Genomic DNA, 15835 nt, shown 5'->3' with positions numbered 1-15835 from the left:
GCTCCTTATGCGGTTTCGATGTGCCCGACGACATCGCCGAGCGTGATTGCCGTGTTGTCCGTGAGACCACGGCCACCCGTCACGGCGATTTGGATTCCGGCCGTCATGGCGATGCCGCCGGCGGGGCCGATGGTTTTCGACTGGCCGGCCGGGATGGCAATCTCGAACGCGGCGGCCGTGGTGCCCATGGTGACGGCGGCAGCCGTGTTGAACACTTTGACGTAGCGGGCCGAGGCCGAGACGTTGGCAAGATCGTAGGACACGATCTTGCCCGCACTGGCTTTCAGCGATTGGGCCGCCGGCGTGGCCGGGCTGTTGACGTTTGCGGGCGTGCCCGCACCCGTCGCGTTCGCGCGATACTGCACGCCCAAATCGCCGATGAGGTTGGCGCCGGCCGGGATCGCCGCGATCGTCGCGTTGAAGTTTGCCGCCGTGTTCGAGGCGACGAGCTGGGCTGCCGCCGTCCAAGGCTCGCTCGAGAAGCGCGAGAATGCCTGGATCGAGCCGCCCGTGATCGCCGATACGATGCGCAGACGGACGAAATTGCAGCGGATCGGGAAGCTGTAGACGATCTGCGAGGCGGTTGCCGTGATGGCTGCCGTGGTGGGGGCGGCCGTGACTTGGGCGGCGTTGAAGACAGGCAGGGTGGCGGCGTTCACGCCGTCGTTCGACTGCTCGAAGATGAACGTGCCGCCCGTGCCCGTCGAAACGACCTGGACCGAGGCGGCGCGCAGATTGCGGACATCGGTCCAGCCAGCGCCGGCGACACTCTCAAGGATATTGTTGACGACAGCCGTTTGCGCAGCGGCACCCGTGTAGACCGTCGCGTTTTCGACGGTCGGCACGGGGGCCGCGCGCAGCTGCGTGTCGGTGAGCGGGCCCGACACGGGCTGCGTGCCGGGGAAATTCGACACGGCCACCGTGCCGGAGACGGGCTGCGTGGCCGGAAGGTTCGAGATCGCGACCGTGCCGCCGACGTTCAACGTGCCGGCGAGCAACGATGCGATATTGCCGAGCAGCGTGCGGGCGCGCTTGAGCAGGCCGACGATCGAGCCGTCCGACGTGCCGCCCGCCTCGGCGTCGGCGGGGGCGCCGAGGGCGGCATTGGCGGTGTCTTGCGCCGCAGCGGTCGAAGGCTTCTCGTCGAGCAGGGTCAACGCGCCGTCGGCGCCGTAGCCGATTTTCAAAACCTGCGCGTATTCCTCGCCGGCGCCGATTTTGTCGGCCAAGATCAACCGGGCGACACCGTCCGAATCTTTGACGAGAATGCCTTCGATCGCCATGGCGGTTTAGGCCTTTGCCTTTTCGGCGCGCGCGGCTTCGATCGCGGCGACCATCGCGGCCTTTTTGGCCTCGGGATCAAGATCGAGCTCGAGCTCGGCTTTGGCCAAGGCGACGAGTTCAGCCTTGGTCAGGGTTTCGAGGGCGGGCGGTTCGACCGGCTTCGGTTCGACCGCGGGCGGGGCGAAATCGAGCTGCTCGGCGTAGCGGCCTTCGATCAATTCGTAGGCCTCGCCGTCGGGCAGATCGCGGACGGAACCGGGCGGGAAAGTCCCGCCCGGCCCGGCCATCAGCGTGAGCATGCGCACGCGCATTACTTCGGCGCCTTCTTGATGTCGGACAGCACGACCATGGCGGCAGATGCCGCACCGGACGTGGCGCCGGCGGTCGTCATCACCGGGCGGATGAAACGCCGCGTGCCGATGTAGCCGACCTTCTGCGTGGTGTTGGCGCCGCCGCCCGCCGCGACGGCCGTGAGCGTGCCGTCAAGATCGGCGGCGGCGACGTTCGACCACGACGAGTTGTCGTTCGACTCCTGGACCGACGGCGTGTGCGTGCCGTCGGTGTAGGCGCCGAAATGGAACACGACGGTCTGCGAGCTGCAGGGCGCCAAATCGACGCCGGTGCCGTTGACGGTGCCGTTCGTGCGGACAGCCGGCGCGATGGCCGGCTGGAACATCAGCTGTTCGCGATGGGAGGGAATCATGACGCGCTATCCTTCTCTGTTCGGTTTTAGGGGGTGGCTTAGGCCAAGCGCACGCGCGCGAAGGCTTCGGCCAGGACCGGCGCGCCGTCGCAGCTCATGCGGCCGATCAGACCGATCTGGTCGGTGCCGGCGTAGAGCTCTTCGAGGCGCTGGATCTCCATGTCGAAGCCGTCGGCGATCCAGTAGAAGCTGAAATCGCCGAACAGACCGACATACTGGCCGGTGGTGAACGTGTTGGGCACGTACTCCGACGAGATCACGGGGCGGCCCAGGATCGTGTCGGGCTGGCCGACGATGTTCGAGGGCTGCCACAGATACTGGTTGGTCGTGTCCTTCAGCGTCGCGATCTGGCGGATGGCGTCGCGGTGGAAGAGCCACTCGCCGTTGCGGCGATACTGATCCTTGACGCCGTAGACGGCGTTGATCAGACCGTCGAAGCCGATCGCAGTCGTGGTGTTGCCGATCGAGACGTCGCGGCCGGTCGTGACGCCGTCGACCGACGCCGTGAACAGGCCGAGCGGCTGGTTGGCGCCGTGGCCGGTGAGGAATGCTTTTTCCTCGGTGATCGCGAACTTGTAGCCCAGGCGCTGAACCGTGAGCGCTTCGATGCCAAGGCCCGAATAGCGCAGCAGATCGCGGCTGATCTTGATGTTCTTCGCGAGCTTCGTGGGCTGCATCTTGCGCTTGCCGAAGGCCATCGCGTTGTCTTCCGAGCCGATCGAGAGCTCGTTCGACCAATCGGCGTCGGAGATGTCGGTCGTGAGTTCCGGCACGCCGAGCGACATGGCACCGGGCACGCGCAGCTTCGTCGCCTTCGCGCGGATCACGACGTTGTCGTCGACGAACTTGATCAGCTGGTTGACGAACTGCTCCGGCGCGATCGTGAAACCGCCCTGGTTGCCGACACCGCCCGACAAAGCGCGCACCTGATCGGCAGTGAGCGACGCGCGACCGCCCGCGATGTAGGCGTTGAACGCGCTGCGATACTCTTCGGTTGCCGTCGGCTTGCCCGAGACCGCCGTCTCGGCGCCATTGCCGCGCTTGCGGGCCTCTTCGTCGCCGATCGCGGCCGCCGTCTGGCGCTCGACCTCGAGCTGGCGTTCGGCGGCTTCGATCTGCTTGCGCGCGTTCTCGGCCTGGCCGAAAAGCTTTTCGTGCTGGGCCAGCTCTTCGCCGGTCAGATCGCGCTTTTCGGTCTGGGCCTTGTCGGTGAGAGCGCGCATTTCGTTGACGATCCGCGCGCGCTCTTCGCGGTGCTTTTTCACTGCTTCGGACATTTTAGGGGCTCCATCTCTGGATTGCATCGCCGTGGCGGCGTTGCGAGGGCGCGCTTGCCCAAGGCGCGATTTGGGGCGGCCCGCCGAGGATCGGCGGGTGTTCGGTTAGATTGAGGCTTGCGCCTGCAGGGCGCGCAGAAGGTTCAAAGGTGCGGAAGGGCGCGCATGGATCTTGCGCCAGTCGTCGAGCGAGCGGCGCGCGACGTCGGTGGCCGTGTAGGCCGGGAAGGTGACGACCGACACATCGGACAGGCGCACTTTTTTGACCGTGCGCACGACCGTGCCGTCGGTGTCTTGGCCCCAATCCTGGCCATCGGGCATCACGTGGAAAGCAAACGACATCTGCGTGAGGTCGCCGCGCGCGATCTTCGGCATCAGGCGCGCGACGTCGGGGTCCGCCGGATCGAGATCGGCTTCGAAGGCGAGGCCGCGCGCATCTTCGGCAAGGCGCAGCGTTTTGCTGGCCGTGCGCGCGAGCGGCAGGCCCTCGTGGTTGACGAGAAAGCGCACGTCGTCGCGGCCGACGGCCTCGGCGAACGCGCCGCGGGCGATCTTCTCGCGAAAGCCGCCGAGGTCTTCGGACAGCGTGTCGAACAAAGCGGCGTGGCCGCGCAGCATCGGCGCCTTATCGGCACGCGTTTCCAGCCCCAAGCCCGAAACGGCCCAGGCGCGAATTTCGCGATCCATGTTTTTCTCCTAAGCGTTCTGGTCTGCGGGTGCGGCAGCACCCTTGAGCAGCACGTCCATGACGCGCTCGGCGGGCACCATGTTGAGCGGGTGCAGGCGCGAATCGCCGTTGTCGATGCGCGGCAGGTTGAGCTTCGTGCGCGCTTCGTTGGGCGTCATGATTCCCCACTGCACAGCGATCTGCAGACCGTCCATGCGCGATTTGAAATCGCCGCGCAGAAGCCCGTCTTCGCTGAAATCGAAGAAATAGCGGCGGCGCGTGCGGTCGGTGAGCAGCGTGACGTTGAGCGCTTCTTCCCACTCCTGCACGATGGGGCCGACCGTGTAGGCGATCAGCGCCAGATTCTGCTGCTCGACGCCCGTGCCGTAGCTCGTCTGTTTTTCGGTGTCGCCGACCAGATGCGGGGCGATTCCGAACAGTTTCGAGGCGATCTCCGACGAAATATGCCGATAAAGGCCCAAAAACTCGGCATCTTTGTTCGTCATGCCGATTTCGTGGAACTTCATGCCGCCGTCGAGAATGGCCAAACGATGCGCGTTTTCGAGGCCGGCATGGCGCCGTTCCCAGCTTTCGCGCAGCATCTTGGCGGCTTTATCGTCGAGCACGCCGGGCACCTCGATCGCACCCTTCGGCACGGCATAGTTCGAGAAAAACCGGCCCAGATACTCGGTTGCGGCCATCGCGAGGCCGATGGTTTCGCGGTGCAGTTCGATGACGCTTTCGGCTTCGACCTCGGCCATGTCGTCTTTGATCTGGCCGTAGCGCAGATGCAGGATCTCGTCGCTGGCGAGCGTGGCGACGGGGCCTTGGCGCGGCGTGACGCGATACCAGACGCGGTTTTGGCTGTCGCGGAACGGCATAACGCGCTGCGGGTGCAGCGGATCGAGCGAGGTGGGCGCACCCGGATTGACGACGCGGGCATAGGCGTTGCCGTAGCCCAGCATCCACTCCGTGAGCGTGCGGCGGAACTGCGCCGAGGTCATCCAGGCGTTCGGGCGGGCGTTGACGAGATCGTAGAGCGGCAGGCCGTCGGCGCGATCTTGCCCGCCCTCGGGCAGGCGGCGGAACAGCTCGGCCGGCATGATCGAGATGGTGCCTGCGAGAAGGCGAATGGGCGCGTATACGGCCGGGCACTGCATCGCGGTTTTGACACTGACGCGCAGGCCCGCCGATGTGTTGGCGCCGCCGAACCAATCGGCCAAGCGCGGGTCGCGCGGCGGCAGCGAGGCCCGCTTTTCCCGGCCGAAGATGCGCGCGAGCAGGCCCATCAGACGAACCCGCCGCGCGCAAGGATGGCATCCGACGTGATGCCGGTTTCAGGCGTCGCCACGCCCTTGACGCCGAGCGCCATGATGCCAGCGACGATGCCGTCGATGCGCTTGGGCGTGCGGCGGCGGTCGGGCTTGACGGGTTTCACGTTGTCGGCCCCGTCGGCGATGAAGCTCACGCATTGCGCCATCCAGCGCGCGACCGGGTTGCCGCCATGCGCAAGTGCGCGGCCCAGCACCAGGCGCTCGAACTCCTTGGTGGGGGCGGCCATTGAGGCGAAGCCCTGGCCGAACTGCACCACGTCGATTCCGTCGCCCATCAGCTGCGTGGCCGTCGCGGTCGCGTTCCAGCGGTCGATCGCCAGCTGCACGATATCCACTTCTTCCACAAGCGGGCGGCCGACATGGCTTTCGTGCGCCACCTTGCCGGTGATGCAGGCACGCACCGCGTCGTAGTCGACGACGTCGCCTTGCGTGGCGACGATCCAGCCTTCGGCGATCCAGCGCGGATAGTCCACGCGGTCGCGCTTGGCGCGTTCGCGCAAATCGCGGTCGGACTTGACCGGCAGCCAGAAGCGCCACCACATGTCGATGCCGCCGTCGGGCGCATCGGCCGCAAGCGCCAGCGCCGTGAGGTCGGTCGTGCTCGAAAGATCGAGGGCCGCCCACACGCGGCGGCCGCGCAGCGTTTCGAGCGTGACGATGCGCTTGGGTGCGTCGTCCCACGCCGCCATGTCGATGCCGCCGGCCTTGCGCTCGTTCCAGATATTCAGATGGAAGCGCTTGAAATCGGCTTCTTTGACCGGGTTGCCGGCGGCCTGCACGACTTCGGTTTCCAGATAGTCGCGCTTGACCGAGATGCCGAAATTCGGGTTTGCCTTGGCCCAGGTGGCGGGATCGCGCCAATCGTCTTCCGCGTCGGCCGCGAAGATGAAAGCGAGAAAGGTCGGGTCTTCGACGTCGCCGCGCAGCACGGCAAGGGCGTATTCGTGGCGGTCCCAGCCGTAGCCGATGCCGGGCTCGCCCGCCGTGGTGATCAGGATTTCGAGCGGCTGGCGGCGCGCGACCGTGCCCTTGTGCACCACGTCGTGCAGCTCGCCGTCGGGCCATTCGTGCAGCTCGTCGGCGACGGCACCCGAGGGGCTGAAGCCGTGTTTGCCGCCGGGGCGCGCCGACAAGGGCTTGAACGACGCCATGAGCTCGGCGACGTAGAGGGCCGTTTTGTAGACTTCGACCGCTTTCGAGAGGGCGGGCGAGAGCGAGATCATCACGCCCGCTTTGTTGAAGACGATCTTCGCCTGGTCTTTGTCGACGGCCATCGAATAGACTTGACCTGCGGGCTCGCCGTCGGCGACGAGCAGCAGCAAGGCGAGGCCCGCGGCGAATTCGGTCTTGCCGTTCTTGCGCGGCACTTCGAGATAGAGCTGGCGCACCAGGCGCGTGCCGTCGGCGCGCTTCCAGCCGAAGACGCTGCGCACGATCTTTTCCTGCCACGGCGACAGGCGGAACGGGCGGCCCCACCATTCGCCCTCGGTGTGGCGCAGGTAGGTGTGGAAAAAATCGACAGCAGCTTGGGCTGCTTTGGCGTCGAACCAGGCGCCGTGTTTTTCGCCGCCGCGCGGCATTTCGCATGCGGCCGCTTCCGGCAGCGGCAGGTGCGGCGGCGGCGGGGCGGCGAGGGCTGCGGTCATGGGATCAGTGCAGGCCGCCGGAGCGGTTCAAGAGGCCGATCGGGCTGGCTTCGCCGGCGGGCGACGGCGGCGGCGGCTGGTCGGGGTTTGCGGGATCGGTCTGGTCGCCGAACAGGCCGCCGGGGGGGAGCTGCGGTGCTTGCATCGCGGCGCGGTGCAGGATCTGCTGGCGGGCGGCCGGCGACAGGCCGAAACGGTCTTCCAAAACTTCGAGGCGCTTTTCGATCCGCTCGCGAATCAGGAATTTCGGATTGGCGCGGTAGAGACCGTCGGGGTTGTGGTCGGACTTCGAGAAATACGTCATGCCCTCTTTGCGAAGGGCGCGCGTCAACTCCCACCATTTGGCCAAGTGTTCGCAGTAGCGCTCAAAGGCCGGGCGGTCGCTCTCGCGCAAGAAATTGAGGCGGCCGAGCTCGGGGGCGAGCTGCGCCCAGATCTTGCGCGCGGCGAGCGCCAAGCGCTGCGGCGGTGCGATCGCCAAGCCTGGCAGAACGGCCGGCGCATCGACGAGACGGCGGCGGCCAGGGTTGCCCTTGGCGCGCTTGACCTCGGCCGATTGGGGTTTGGGGCCTCGCGGCATTCTCTCGGTCCAGCAAAAAAAAGTTCGCCGAAATTCGCGCCCACCAAAATTTGAGCCCGAAACGGTCTAAGGGATGAAAGGCTGTAGAGATTTACACCCCCCCCTCCCCCTGCGTGCGACGCGGGAGCCGAGGGGCGAGGCATGTCGTCAGCGCGAGGCGAAGCCTTGGTCGCGGGCGGTGCGGCGCGAATGGCAGGGCTTGCACGCCGAACGCAGGTTCGTTGCCACGTTGTTGCGCGCGTTGCCGTCGATGTGATCGACCTCGGTTGCGCGATCCGCACACCACACGCAGGCCGGATGCCGCTTCAGATGTGCTGCCCGAATGATGCGCCACTTCGCATCGTAGCCACGCGATGCAGCCGAACCGCGCGTGCGGTCATACTCTTCAGGCGACACCCACCCCACCGGCCGATGCTTGGGCGGGGCGCTGGGCATAAGCACGTCTCCAAACGAAAAGCGCCCGCGTCGAGGGTCTATCCCTCGCGCAGGCGCATTTCACCGTTCGAAGCTTTGTCAATCATTCGCCCCCAGATGTCAAGAGCCATGGTTGAGCGGGTGCCGAAGGCGGTGCCACACGATGCCCCACGAGCCGCCCCTTCAGCACGCGCGCGAGATGGTCGAGCGCTTGCCACCACACCACATACTGGTATCGGTCGAGCACGATCGTGTCTTCGGACAGGCGCCATCGCAGCTTGCAATACCCGTAGCGACACTTCGCATCGGTCCAGATAATCACAGGCTTGCCGCGCTCGATCACGGCTTCGCGCGTCGCCACCTTGCCCACATGCGGCTCCGGCCTGGTGCCCGCGACCGCATGCGAGATCACAAGCCCGACATCGAGCGCATCGAGCCGCACCACCTCACCATGCACGATCTCGGCATCCTCGGCCAACGCCCCGTTCGCATACCCCCCGCCATCCACGGCACAGCCCAACGCCGCGATCTCGGCCACGCGCGCACACCCGTCGCGCGACGAACTGCCCCAACCCGGCCGATGCAGCCCCACAGGTTCCACCTTGTGCGCCTGCTGCTTTTGATACACCCACACCAGCAAATCCTCGATGTCGGTCGACGTCGCCAGCCCCCCTCGCCCACGCGCCGCGCTGACACCCATTGTTGACGTTGCCGTTTCCGCTTTTGGTGCCATTTTTCTACACTCCTAAAAGAAAAAGACCGGCGCGTTAGCGCGCGCGCCACTCAAGCCCTTGCGCGCGCGAAGAAAAGAAGCTCGCCAGCGTTTGCCGAGGCTCGGCGAGGTTCAGCGCGGAAAAGCGCGCCACGCGCCGAACCTCGCCGAGCCGCGCGCGCGGGCCCGGCGGCGACACGCAGGTTCAGCGCGTCACCCCAAAAAATCCGGCGAGAGGGCTCACGCCCCGTCGCCCCTTTCTTCAGCCGATATCGCCCGCGGTCGGGTCTTCCCCGCCGTCCGATGCCACGCGCAACCGCCATCCCTTGATGCCCTTGTCGTTGCCGCCGTTGACTTGGTTCCAGATGTCGCCCCACGGCAGCCCGGCCCCGCGCGCCAGCTTGCCGATCGTGCGCGTGTCGATCTTCTTGCCGCCCTTGCGCCAGGCGTTGAACTCGTCGGCGAGCTCGCCCGCGCGCACGCTGCCTGTCGCATCGGCAATGAGGCGTGCCGCCTGGAACTGGTAGAACGGGTTGCTCTCTTCCTTCATGGTCTGGGCGAGATCGAGCCCAGCCTTGGGCGTGACGAACTTCCCGCCGCGCGCAATCACGCGGCGCGCACCCACGATGGCGAGGTTCAAGAGCCCGCTCATCGCCGCGGGCGTGGTGAGGCGCACAAACAGCCCTTCATCCTGCTCGTGCGCTTGGAACACGCGCGTGAACGGGATCGGCAGCAGCCGGTTGAAGGTCGCGGCCGAGCGGTCGTTGACCTGCGGAAACGAGTTCGCCGCGATCACGTGCTTGGCGATCGGCACGTAGGTGTGCGGGTTCTCGTATTTCGGGTTGAGCAGGATCGGCTCTTCGGTCGAGACCATGGTCTTGAAGCCGCCGTCGCGAATCATCGCGTCGCTCGACAGCTCGGTCAGGATGTTGAGCCGCTTGTGCTTGATCACGGCGCGCTTGACCGGATCGTCCATCTCGTCGACGCCGAGCGAACAGCTGAATTCGTCGCCTACGAATTTGCGCAGCAGCTTCAGCGGCACCGATTTGCCGCTGTCGCCCTCGCCGTGCAGGAACAGCGCCTTTTTGAAGCGCGCATGCGGCAAGGCCACATAGCCGAAAAAATCGATCAGCGCTTCCGCGCGATCGTCTGCCGCCCCGAACGCGTTGCCGAACCAATCCTTGAGCGCTTCGAGGAAGTCTTCGGCCACGGCATCGGGGTCGAAATCGACCGGCAACACGCTGTCGAGCCAGTCGGCCTTGCGGTGCGGCCGGATCTTGTTGGTCAGCACATCGACCACGCCGTTGCGCACCGGGATCTCGTGGTCGTTGGTGCGCACGAATTCGAGATCGTGCTTGTACACGGAAGCCTCGAGCACGGCGACGATGTCGGTGATGCGGCTGCGCTTGGTGGTGCCACACGAAGCAATGTCGCCCAGATACGCGATGCGCTTCAGCGTGGCGGGCGATGCCGGCTCCCAATAGCGCCCATTGTAGCCATAGGCGAGGCCCGAGCGCCCCTGCACGAGCCCGGCAAAAAGCTGGCCGCGCTCGAAGCAATTCGGCTCGGCCATCTCTTCCAGGATCAGATCGGCAACCTGTTTGGGCGATTTCTGCCGCGCCTTCGCGCGGGCGGATTTCGCATCAAGCTTCGAGACGGGCAAGAATCACCCGCGCCCGGTCTGCTTGTCGAACTGCCGCTTGGCGTGCGCGTGCGCCACCTTGGCCAAAGCCGCCAGCTGCACGAGCCCGTCGAGCACGGAAGCGCGCCGGCACCACGCCGCGTCGCCCACAAGCCGCCCGACGATCTGCACGGCTTCGACCGCGACCCAGCCCATGCCGGTCTCGCCCTTCGGCACGTCGGCCGCCTGGCGCGCCGCGACCGCCTGCATCGCCGTCTCGAAATCGCCGTCGCTCATGCCGCTTGTTCCTCTTTGTTTGAATGCGTGTCCGGCGTCCACAGCAGCACCTCGGGCTTGGGCGGCATGCGCCGGCGCCGCGCGCGATCGAGGGCCGCTTGCACGCACAGCGGAAAATCGGGATCGACACTGCCGTCGGCCAGAACCGGTGCAGCCGCGCACAAAAGATCGTCGGCCTCCCGCTGCAAATGCGTGTCGAGCGCGATCCCTTGTGCGGGATCGATCCCGGCGATCCACGCACAGGGCTGCCCGTCGAGCAGCGGCACGCAGGCCCCCGTCTCGGGGGCGACGGCAAAGCGCCGCAGCCAGTCGAGCGGATGCGCCACGAGAGCGAGCCTGGTCGAATTTTCGCGCCATTCGCGCGCCTCGAAACTGTGCGTGCCGAGCCCCACCGCATGGCCCGTGCGCAGATAGACGCGGCCCGCGCGGCGCTGCGTCGCCTGCGGGGCGAGCTCGAGCGCAAAAAGCTCGACGATATCCGGCCCGTCGAACGCCGGAATGGTCAGCACGGCCGTGCCCGCCTTCGGCCCGTCGATATCGTGCGTGGCGCAATGGTCCCACGTGCCGTCGGCAAACGTGTCCGCGCGCGCAATGCCGCAGCCCGCCACCCGCCAGGCGGGCGTGCCGATCGCGGCATCGAGCCATTGCGCCACGGCGGGTGCGAAGAACGCATTGCAATGCGCTTCGGCCGCCAAAGCATCGAGCCCGCGCGGCGCATAGCCCAGAAACAGCGACCGCGGATCCGTGCTGCGCGAGCGCAACGCTTCGACCGGCGTCATCGCGAACAGCTCGGACCGATAAGCCCGCGCCGTCGCCAGCCGCTTGCGCTTCAACCGGTGCTTGAGCATGCGCAGCCAGCGGCGATAGTCGGCGAGCAGCAGCGAAGTCGCCGAAGCCCCCGAAAGGCTTTCGCCATGCGGCGGTGCGTCGCCCAAAAAATGGATATCTCCAAAATCCATGCGCGGCACGCCGCGCGCCAGTACGCGGACGGTCACGGAAACACCCGACCTGCTGGGGCCGTATCCTGCGGATAGAGCAGCCGCCCGTCGGGCCCGCGTTTCAGAAAGCGCGGGATCTCCAACAGATCGTCGTCGCTCGGCAAAGAAACGCTGCAGCTGACCGGGCTCGCTGCAGCACTCTCCCGCGATCGATTCGCTGCGACGGAATCGTCCGGGCGGGAAGCGGCCTCGCAAGCGAGGGCGCGCGTGGTTGGAAGGGGTTGGTAGGGGTTGGCAGGGGTTGGAACCGGGGGTTGGAACTTGGTCGTTTCGTTGCCCCACGCGGACCAACCCGCCCGCCGCTCGCGTGCAAACAGATCGAGCCGCCGGGCGGCGGGCACAAGCCGTTCCGCCATCTCGTAGACGCAATCGGGCTTGCGGCTATGCTCGCGCGCCTGGGCCTCGATCAGCCCGCGCGTCCGCGCGCGATAGAAATCGTCGTAGGCAGGCGCGCCGCGCACCGCCACGATCACCACTTCCGTGCAGCTGCGCAGGATATAGCCTGTGGCGAAGGCAATCTTGCCCTTCTTGGTCAGCTTCTTCCACGGAAAGCCGGTCTTGGGCTCAAAGCCCCAAGCCTTGATCAACTTGTGCGCCGCACCGTTCGCCAAAAACGGCCACGTCGTCCACATGAACAGCAGGCAATCCGTCGCCGCCAACCGATCCACGGGCAAGGCGCAAAGATCGTCGATGTCGATGCAATCGTAGTGCGCCTGCGGGCTTTTGCCGTAGCCGGTTTTGCCGCGCATGCGATAGGCCCAGGGCGGATCGGCCATGATCATGCCGAAGCTTGCGGGCGCAAGATCGCCGAACGGCCAGCTGCGCCAGGCGACCGGCGAAGCATAGCCGGTGCGCGACGCGGGGCTTCGATCGATATCTGGAAAAAGCTCGCCGTTCATGCCGCCGCTGCCCCGGATGAAGCTGCCGGTGCCGCACGCCGCACGAAGCACCGGGCATGATGCCCGGCGCAATAGGGCGAAGGCTTGCCGTCGACACACCGCGTCGTGGGTTGGCCGCAGGTGTATCTTTTGACGACGACACCGCCCATGGGCTTTTCCGAGCCCCACAGCGGATAGGCGCACTGGGTCGATTTCGCTTCCCCAAAAAGAACGCCGACACCGCCGAGCGGGGGACTGCCCGGCGGCGTCGGCAAGTTTAGGGAGGAAACGCCCCCGGCACGCGCGGCCTCTGGCGCGCGTGCCGTCTTCGCCGGCGACACGCGCGGCGAAGCTTGTTGCTGCAAACCGCGCCTTACGGCGGCTGCAGAATGATTGAATGCGCTCGACGGGCGCGCCCGCTTGATCGGGCTGGGGCGCCCTTCAAGCTTGAGCCTATGCGCGCGGCCCATGGCGGCATTCTTGGTGATGCCGATCTCTTCGGCGATCGCGCGCACGGGCCGCCCGGCCGCCCAACCGGCGCGCAGAATCGCATCGTCTTCGGGCGTCCAAATGCGATGCCCGGCGCGGTTGCGAATCATGCGACACCCCCGACGGAAACTTCGATGCGATGGTGCGCGCAGAATTCGGCCATGCAGATGCGCTCGACATTGAAATAATCGGCGATCTCGCCCAGGCGCAGGCCGCGCGCGGCCGCTTCGCGCACCGCACCGACGCTCACTTCGCGATGCGGCATCCAGGGCCGTCGATGGCGCAACCGCTCACAGACAATGCCCATGGTCTTGCTCATGCCGCACCCGCCGTTTCGGCCTGGATATGGCGGATGCGCGCGCGGCGGGCCGAGACCAGCATCAGGCAGGCAAGCATTTTCTTGCCCTCTTCGAGCAGCACGGGTGCTTCGAGCCGGTCGAACGGGGCAAGGCCGAGCCGCTCGTGCGCCTGGTCGCGGCGCAGCCCCATGAACCAGGACCAATGCCAGCGGGCGAGCGCGTCGATCGCCGCCATGCTCACGAGATCGCGCCCGATGCGCTGGCCGCGCAGCTGGTCGGCGCGCCACAGGCCGCAAGCCCAGGCGACATGGCAGTCCGCCACATCGGCCGCCAGATCGCCGCCGAACGACAGGATTTCGTTGTAGCTGTAGGTGCCAAACGCGGCGAGCAGCCAGCTGTCGAGCGGCCCTTCCACCCACAGGCGGCGCACGCAGATCGTGGCCACGGCCTGGCGGCTGCCGGCAGGCGTGAGCACCAGGATCGATGTGGTATTGCGGAAGTTCGGCCAATGCTGCGCGCGCATCGGCGCCCACAGATGCGGCAGATCGGTCTTGACGTGCAGCGTCTGCAGCCAGTCAAGATCGTTGGTCCAGTGCACGTCGCAGCCGCACTCGGCCGCGCGCGCAAGATAGGCGGCCGCCGCACGCCCGGCATGATCGCGCGAGACCTGCGGACAGGCCGAAAGGTCCAGCGCATTGCCCCAAAGCACGGCGCCCTGCGGCAGCGCAATCATGCTTTCACCCCTGTCGGCATGGTCGCGGGCGCGCGCTCGATCGCCTTGAACGCGACCACATGCGCCACAAAGCGCCGATCTTGCGTGGGCACGGCAAACCGGTCGTAGGTGGCGCGCACGCCGCAGGTCTGGATGTCGGCGAGGTGCCACAGCTGCGCGCCGACCGCCGCCGTGTTGCGGATCTGGCGCTCGAGCATGCCGGCAAAGGGCCGGTCGTTGCGCGCGGCGAGCGTGCTGCCGATCGCATCGGCCGAGGTTTTGAGGGCCGCACCCAGCCAGATCGTGGTGATGCGGTCGGGCTCGACGGCGTAAACGCTCGCCCGGTCCAGCAGCTGCGCACCCTGCAGCGCATCGCGGATGTCGCCTATCCCGGCGGCCGAGACGAGGCGCCTTATCTCGGGGCGTGCATCGCTGCCGATCGGTGCGGCATCTGCCCGCCAGCCGCGCGGCAAGGCATCAGGGGTGCTGGCACCCAAAAACGCGCGCGCCGCTTGCGCGGCGTCCTCGGCAGCAGCTTCATTCGGCACCAGGGCGCCGTTTTGCACCGCGACCCAGCCGAGATTGCGCTGGGCAAATGCGGCAGCACCGATGGCCGGCGGCAGATTGAGGGCAAGCCGTGCGGCGGTTTCCAGATCCGGCACCGCGGCAAAACGCCGGCCGTGTTCGTCGAACCACCAGCACGCGGCCGGTGCGCCCGGTGCCACGGCCTGTTTGATCGCGGCCAAATCGGCGCGGAGTGCGGCGAGCGGATCGGCCTTCGGCGTGGCGAAAATCTCGCCAACAAACGCAGCACCATCCTCAAGCTTCGCCGCCAACCGCGCCACAAACGCCGCATCGAGCGTGCGCGTTTCGCCGCGCTGCAGCCGCTCAAGCATCTTGGGATGCCCGTCGCCCAGATAGGCAGCGGTTTTGAGATTGAGCCGCCGCTTGGCAAGGGCAGCGAAAAACGCGGCGACCGTATCGGCCATTAGCGGGCCCCCGCGCGGACGGAATTGGCGGGGTTGTGCGGCGCATAGTAGCGCGCATGACCAAAAAAACGCTCGATCTCGAACGCCTTGCACGCGCGAAAAACCGCAGACGCGGCAATGCAATCGATGTTCGAACTTCCGAGCCTGGCGACGAGCTTGGCCTCGAAGACCCGGGCCTCGATGCCGCGCGCCGTCGGGCGATAGCGCTGCGACAGCTTGGCGATCGGGTGAAGCTTGTGGCCCGGCAACGGATGCAGCGGAGGAACCTTCATTGACCGGCCTCTTTGCGCGATTTGCCGAGAACCGACCCGCGTGCAATCCTTGCGGGTTTAACCACAAAGGAGACGCTTTCAATGACGCCTTCCGACGTATCGACCTTGGCTGTAAAATCGATGGTGCAATCGACCGTGGCCATCTGCTTCACAAACGCTTTGATACTGCGCTTGGTGGACGACGGAATGCTGCCGGAGTCGGCAATCGCCGAAATCAAGCAGGCAGCTCGCGCGATCGCCGAATCGATGCCAGCCGACGTCATGCCCGCCGAAATCCGAACACGCGTGCTGCGCGATTTGGCCTGATCTTCGGCGATCATCTTCTCGGTGATCGCGAAAATGCAGCGGGACACACCGTCCAGGGGCAGCGCCGCGGCAACGCGGTTTTCGACGCTCATGCGGCACCTGCTTTTTCGGATTGCGCGACCGGCGGCGGGAAAATGTCGGGGCGCAGCTCGTGCGCGGCAAGGCCCGCAAGCTGGGCAAGCCTTGGCGTGTATTCCGCCGATACCTTGCCGTGTTTGAGCCAATACCAAACCGACGCTTGGCTCACATTGAGCGCGCGGGCGGTGGCGCTTTGGCCGCCGAGCTTTTGGACGGCGCGTTCCAGGGGCGATGTCGTCTCCATGCCCCCGATTTACAGACAAACCTGTAGCTCGTCAA

General features: G+C 66.5%; 22 protein-coding genes. All 22 read right to left on the bottom strand.

The features are described from left to right. Positions 1-5: 5 nt before the first annotated feature. The gene (locus O9320_08815; GenBank protein ID MCZ8310943.1) at positions 6-1283 is read right to left on the bottom strand and encodes a hypothetical protein; all 1278 of its coding nucleotides are present in this window, start codon (positions 1281-1283) and stop codon (positions 6-8) included. Between the two features lie 6 nt (positions 1284-1289). Next, positions 1290-1595 (bottom strand): hypothetical protein, encoded by a 306-nt coding sequence (locus tag O9320_08810; GenBank protein ID MCZ8310942.1) that lies wholly within the window; start codon positions 1593-1595, stop codon positions 1290-1292. After that, on the bottom strand, positions 1595-1987 hold the full coding sequence (locus tag O9320_08805; GenBank protein ID MCZ8310941.1) for a hypothetical protein: 393 nt from the start codon (positions 1985-1987) through the stop codon (positions 1595-1597). The genes O9320_08810 and O9320_08805 overlap by 1 nt, the downstream gene beginning before the upstream one ends. Before the next feature lie 38 nt (positions 1988-2025). Further along, a complete protein-coding gene (locus O9320_08800; protein MCZ8310940.1) occupies positions 2026-3264 on the bottom strand; it encodes a phage major capsid protein in 1239 nt (412 codons plus the stop codon). Positions 3265-3369: 105 nt separating this feature from the next. Further along, positions 3370-3951, bottom strand: a complete 582-nt coding sequence (locus O9320_08795) for an HK97 family phage prohead protease (GenBank protein ID MCZ8310939.1) — start codon at positions 3949-3951, stop codon at positions 3370-3372. 9 nt (positions 3952-3960) lie between these two features. Further along, on the bottom strand, positions 3961-5220 hold the full coding sequence (locus O9320_08790) for a phage portal protein (protein MCZ8310938.1): 1260 nt from the start codon (positions 5218-5220) through the stop codon (positions 3961-3963). Next, positions 5220-6911, bottom strand: coding sequence for a terminase large subunit (locus tag O9320_08785; protein MCZ8310937.1), 1692 nt, complete (start codon positions 6909-6911; stop codon positions 5220-5222). Before O9320_08785 ends, O9320_08790 begins: the two co-directional genes overlap by 1 nt. Before the next feature lie 4 nt (positions 6912-6915). Beyond that, positions 6916-7491: a phage terminase small subunit P27 family gene (locus O9320_08780; GenBank protein ID MCZ8310936.1), complete on the bottom strand. Its 576-nt coding sequence runs from the start codon at positions 7489-7491 to the stop codon at positions 6916-6918. Between the two features lie 147 nt (positions 7492-7638). Further along, a complete protein-coding gene (locus O9320_08775; GenBank protein ID MCZ8310935.1) occupies positions 7639-7926 on the bottom strand; it encodes an HNH endonuclease signature motif containing protein in 288 nt (95 codons plus the stop codon). Between the two features lie 82 nt (positions 7927-8008). Next, the gene (locus tag O9320_08770) at positions 8009-8605 is read right to left on the bottom strand and encodes a hypothetical protein (protein ID MCZ8310934.1); all 597 of its coding nucleotides are present in this window, start codon (positions 8603-8605) and stop codon (positions 8009-8011) included. A 67-nt stretch (positions 8606-8672) separates the two neighbouring features. Further along, a complete protein-coding gene (locus O9320_08765) occupies positions 8673-8816 on the bottom strand; it encodes a hypothetical protein (GenBank protein ID MCZ8310933.1) in 144 nt (47 codons plus the stop codon). 63 nt (positions 8817-8879) lie between these two features. Then, complete coding sequence (locus O9320_08760) at positions 8880-10280, bottom strand: phage/plasmid primase, P4 family (GenBank protein ID MCZ8310932.1); 1401 nt, start codon at positions 10278-10280, stop codon at positions 8880-8882. Positions 10281-10283: 3 nt separating this feature from the next. Then, the gene (locus O9320_08755) at positions 10284-10535 is read right to left on the bottom strand and encodes a hypothetical protein (protein ID MCZ8310931.1); all 252 of its coding nucleotides are present in this window, start codon (positions 10533-10535) and stop codon (positions 10284-10286) included. After that, positions 10532-11530, bottom strand: coding sequence for a hypothetical protein (locus O9320_08750; GenBank protein ID MCZ8310930.1), 999 nt, complete (start codon positions 11528-11530; stop codon positions 10532-10534). The genes O9320_08755 and O9320_08750 overlap by 4 nt, the downstream gene beginning before the upstream one ends. Further along, positions 11527-12432 (bottom strand): MT-A70 family methyltransferase, encoded by a 906-nt coding sequence (locus tag O9320_08745; GenBank protein ID MCZ8310929.1) that lies wholly within the window; start codon positions 12430-12432, stop codon positions 11527-11529. The genes O9320_08750 and O9320_08745 overlap by 4 nt, the downstream gene beginning before the upstream one ends. Further along, positions 12429-13010: a hypothetical protein gene (locus O9320_08740; GenBank protein ID MCZ8310928.1), complete on the bottom strand. Its 582-nt coding sequence runs from the start codon at positions 13008-13010 to the stop codon at positions 12429-12431. The genes O9320_08745 and O9320_08740 overlap by 4 nt, the downstream gene beginning before the upstream one ends. Further along, the gene (locus O9320_08735; protein MCZ8310927.1) at positions 13007-13219 is read right to left on the bottom strand and encodes a hypothetical protein; all 213 of its coding nucleotides are present in this window, start codon (positions 13217-13219) and stop codon (positions 13007-13009) included. The genes O9320_08740 and O9320_08735 overlap by 4 nt, the downstream gene beginning before the upstream one ends. After that, positions 13216-13932, bottom strand: coding sequence for a hypothetical protein (locus tag O9320_08730; protein ID MCZ8310926.1), 717 nt, complete (start codon positions 13930-13932; stop codon positions 13216-13218). The genes O9320_08735 and O9320_08730 overlap by 4 nt, the downstream gene beginning before the upstream one ends. Further along, complete coding sequence (locus O9320_08725; GenBank protein ID MCZ8310925.1) at positions 13929-14900, bottom strand: hypothetical protein; 972 nt, start codon at positions 14898-14900, stop codon at positions 13929-13931. The genes O9320_08730 and O9320_08725 overlap by 4 nt, the downstream gene beginning before the upstream one ends. Next, positions 14900-15172: a hypothetical protein gene (locus O9320_08720; protein MCZ8310924.1), complete on the bottom strand. Its 273-nt coding sequence runs from the start codon at positions 15170-15172 to the stop codon at positions 14900-14902. The genes O9320_08725 and O9320_08720 overlap by 1 nt, the downstream gene beginning before the upstream one ends. Next, a complete protein-coding gene (locus O9320_08715) occupies positions 15169-15570 on the bottom strand; it encodes a hypothetical protein (protein ID MCZ8310923.1) in 402 nt (133 codons plus the stop codon). Before O9320_08715 ends, O9320_08720 begins: the two co-directional genes overlap by 4 nt. Then, on the bottom strand, positions 15567-15800 hold the full coding sequence (locus tag O9320_08710) for a YdaS family helix-turn-helix protein (protein MCZ8310922.1): 234 nt from the start codon (positions 15798-15800) through the stop codon (positions 15567-15569). Before O9320_08710 ends, O9320_08715 begins: the two co-directional genes overlap by 4 nt. Positions 15801-15835: the final 35 nt, after the last annotated feature.

The sequence above is a fragment of the Magnetospirillum sp. genome (assembly GCA_027532905.1).
GTDB lineage: Bacteria > Pseudomonadota > Alphaproteobacteria > CACIAM-22H2 > CACIAM-22H2 > Tagaea.
Note: the sequence above shows the minus strand (reverse complement) of the source record. Positions and strands in the feature narration are given on the sequence as shown.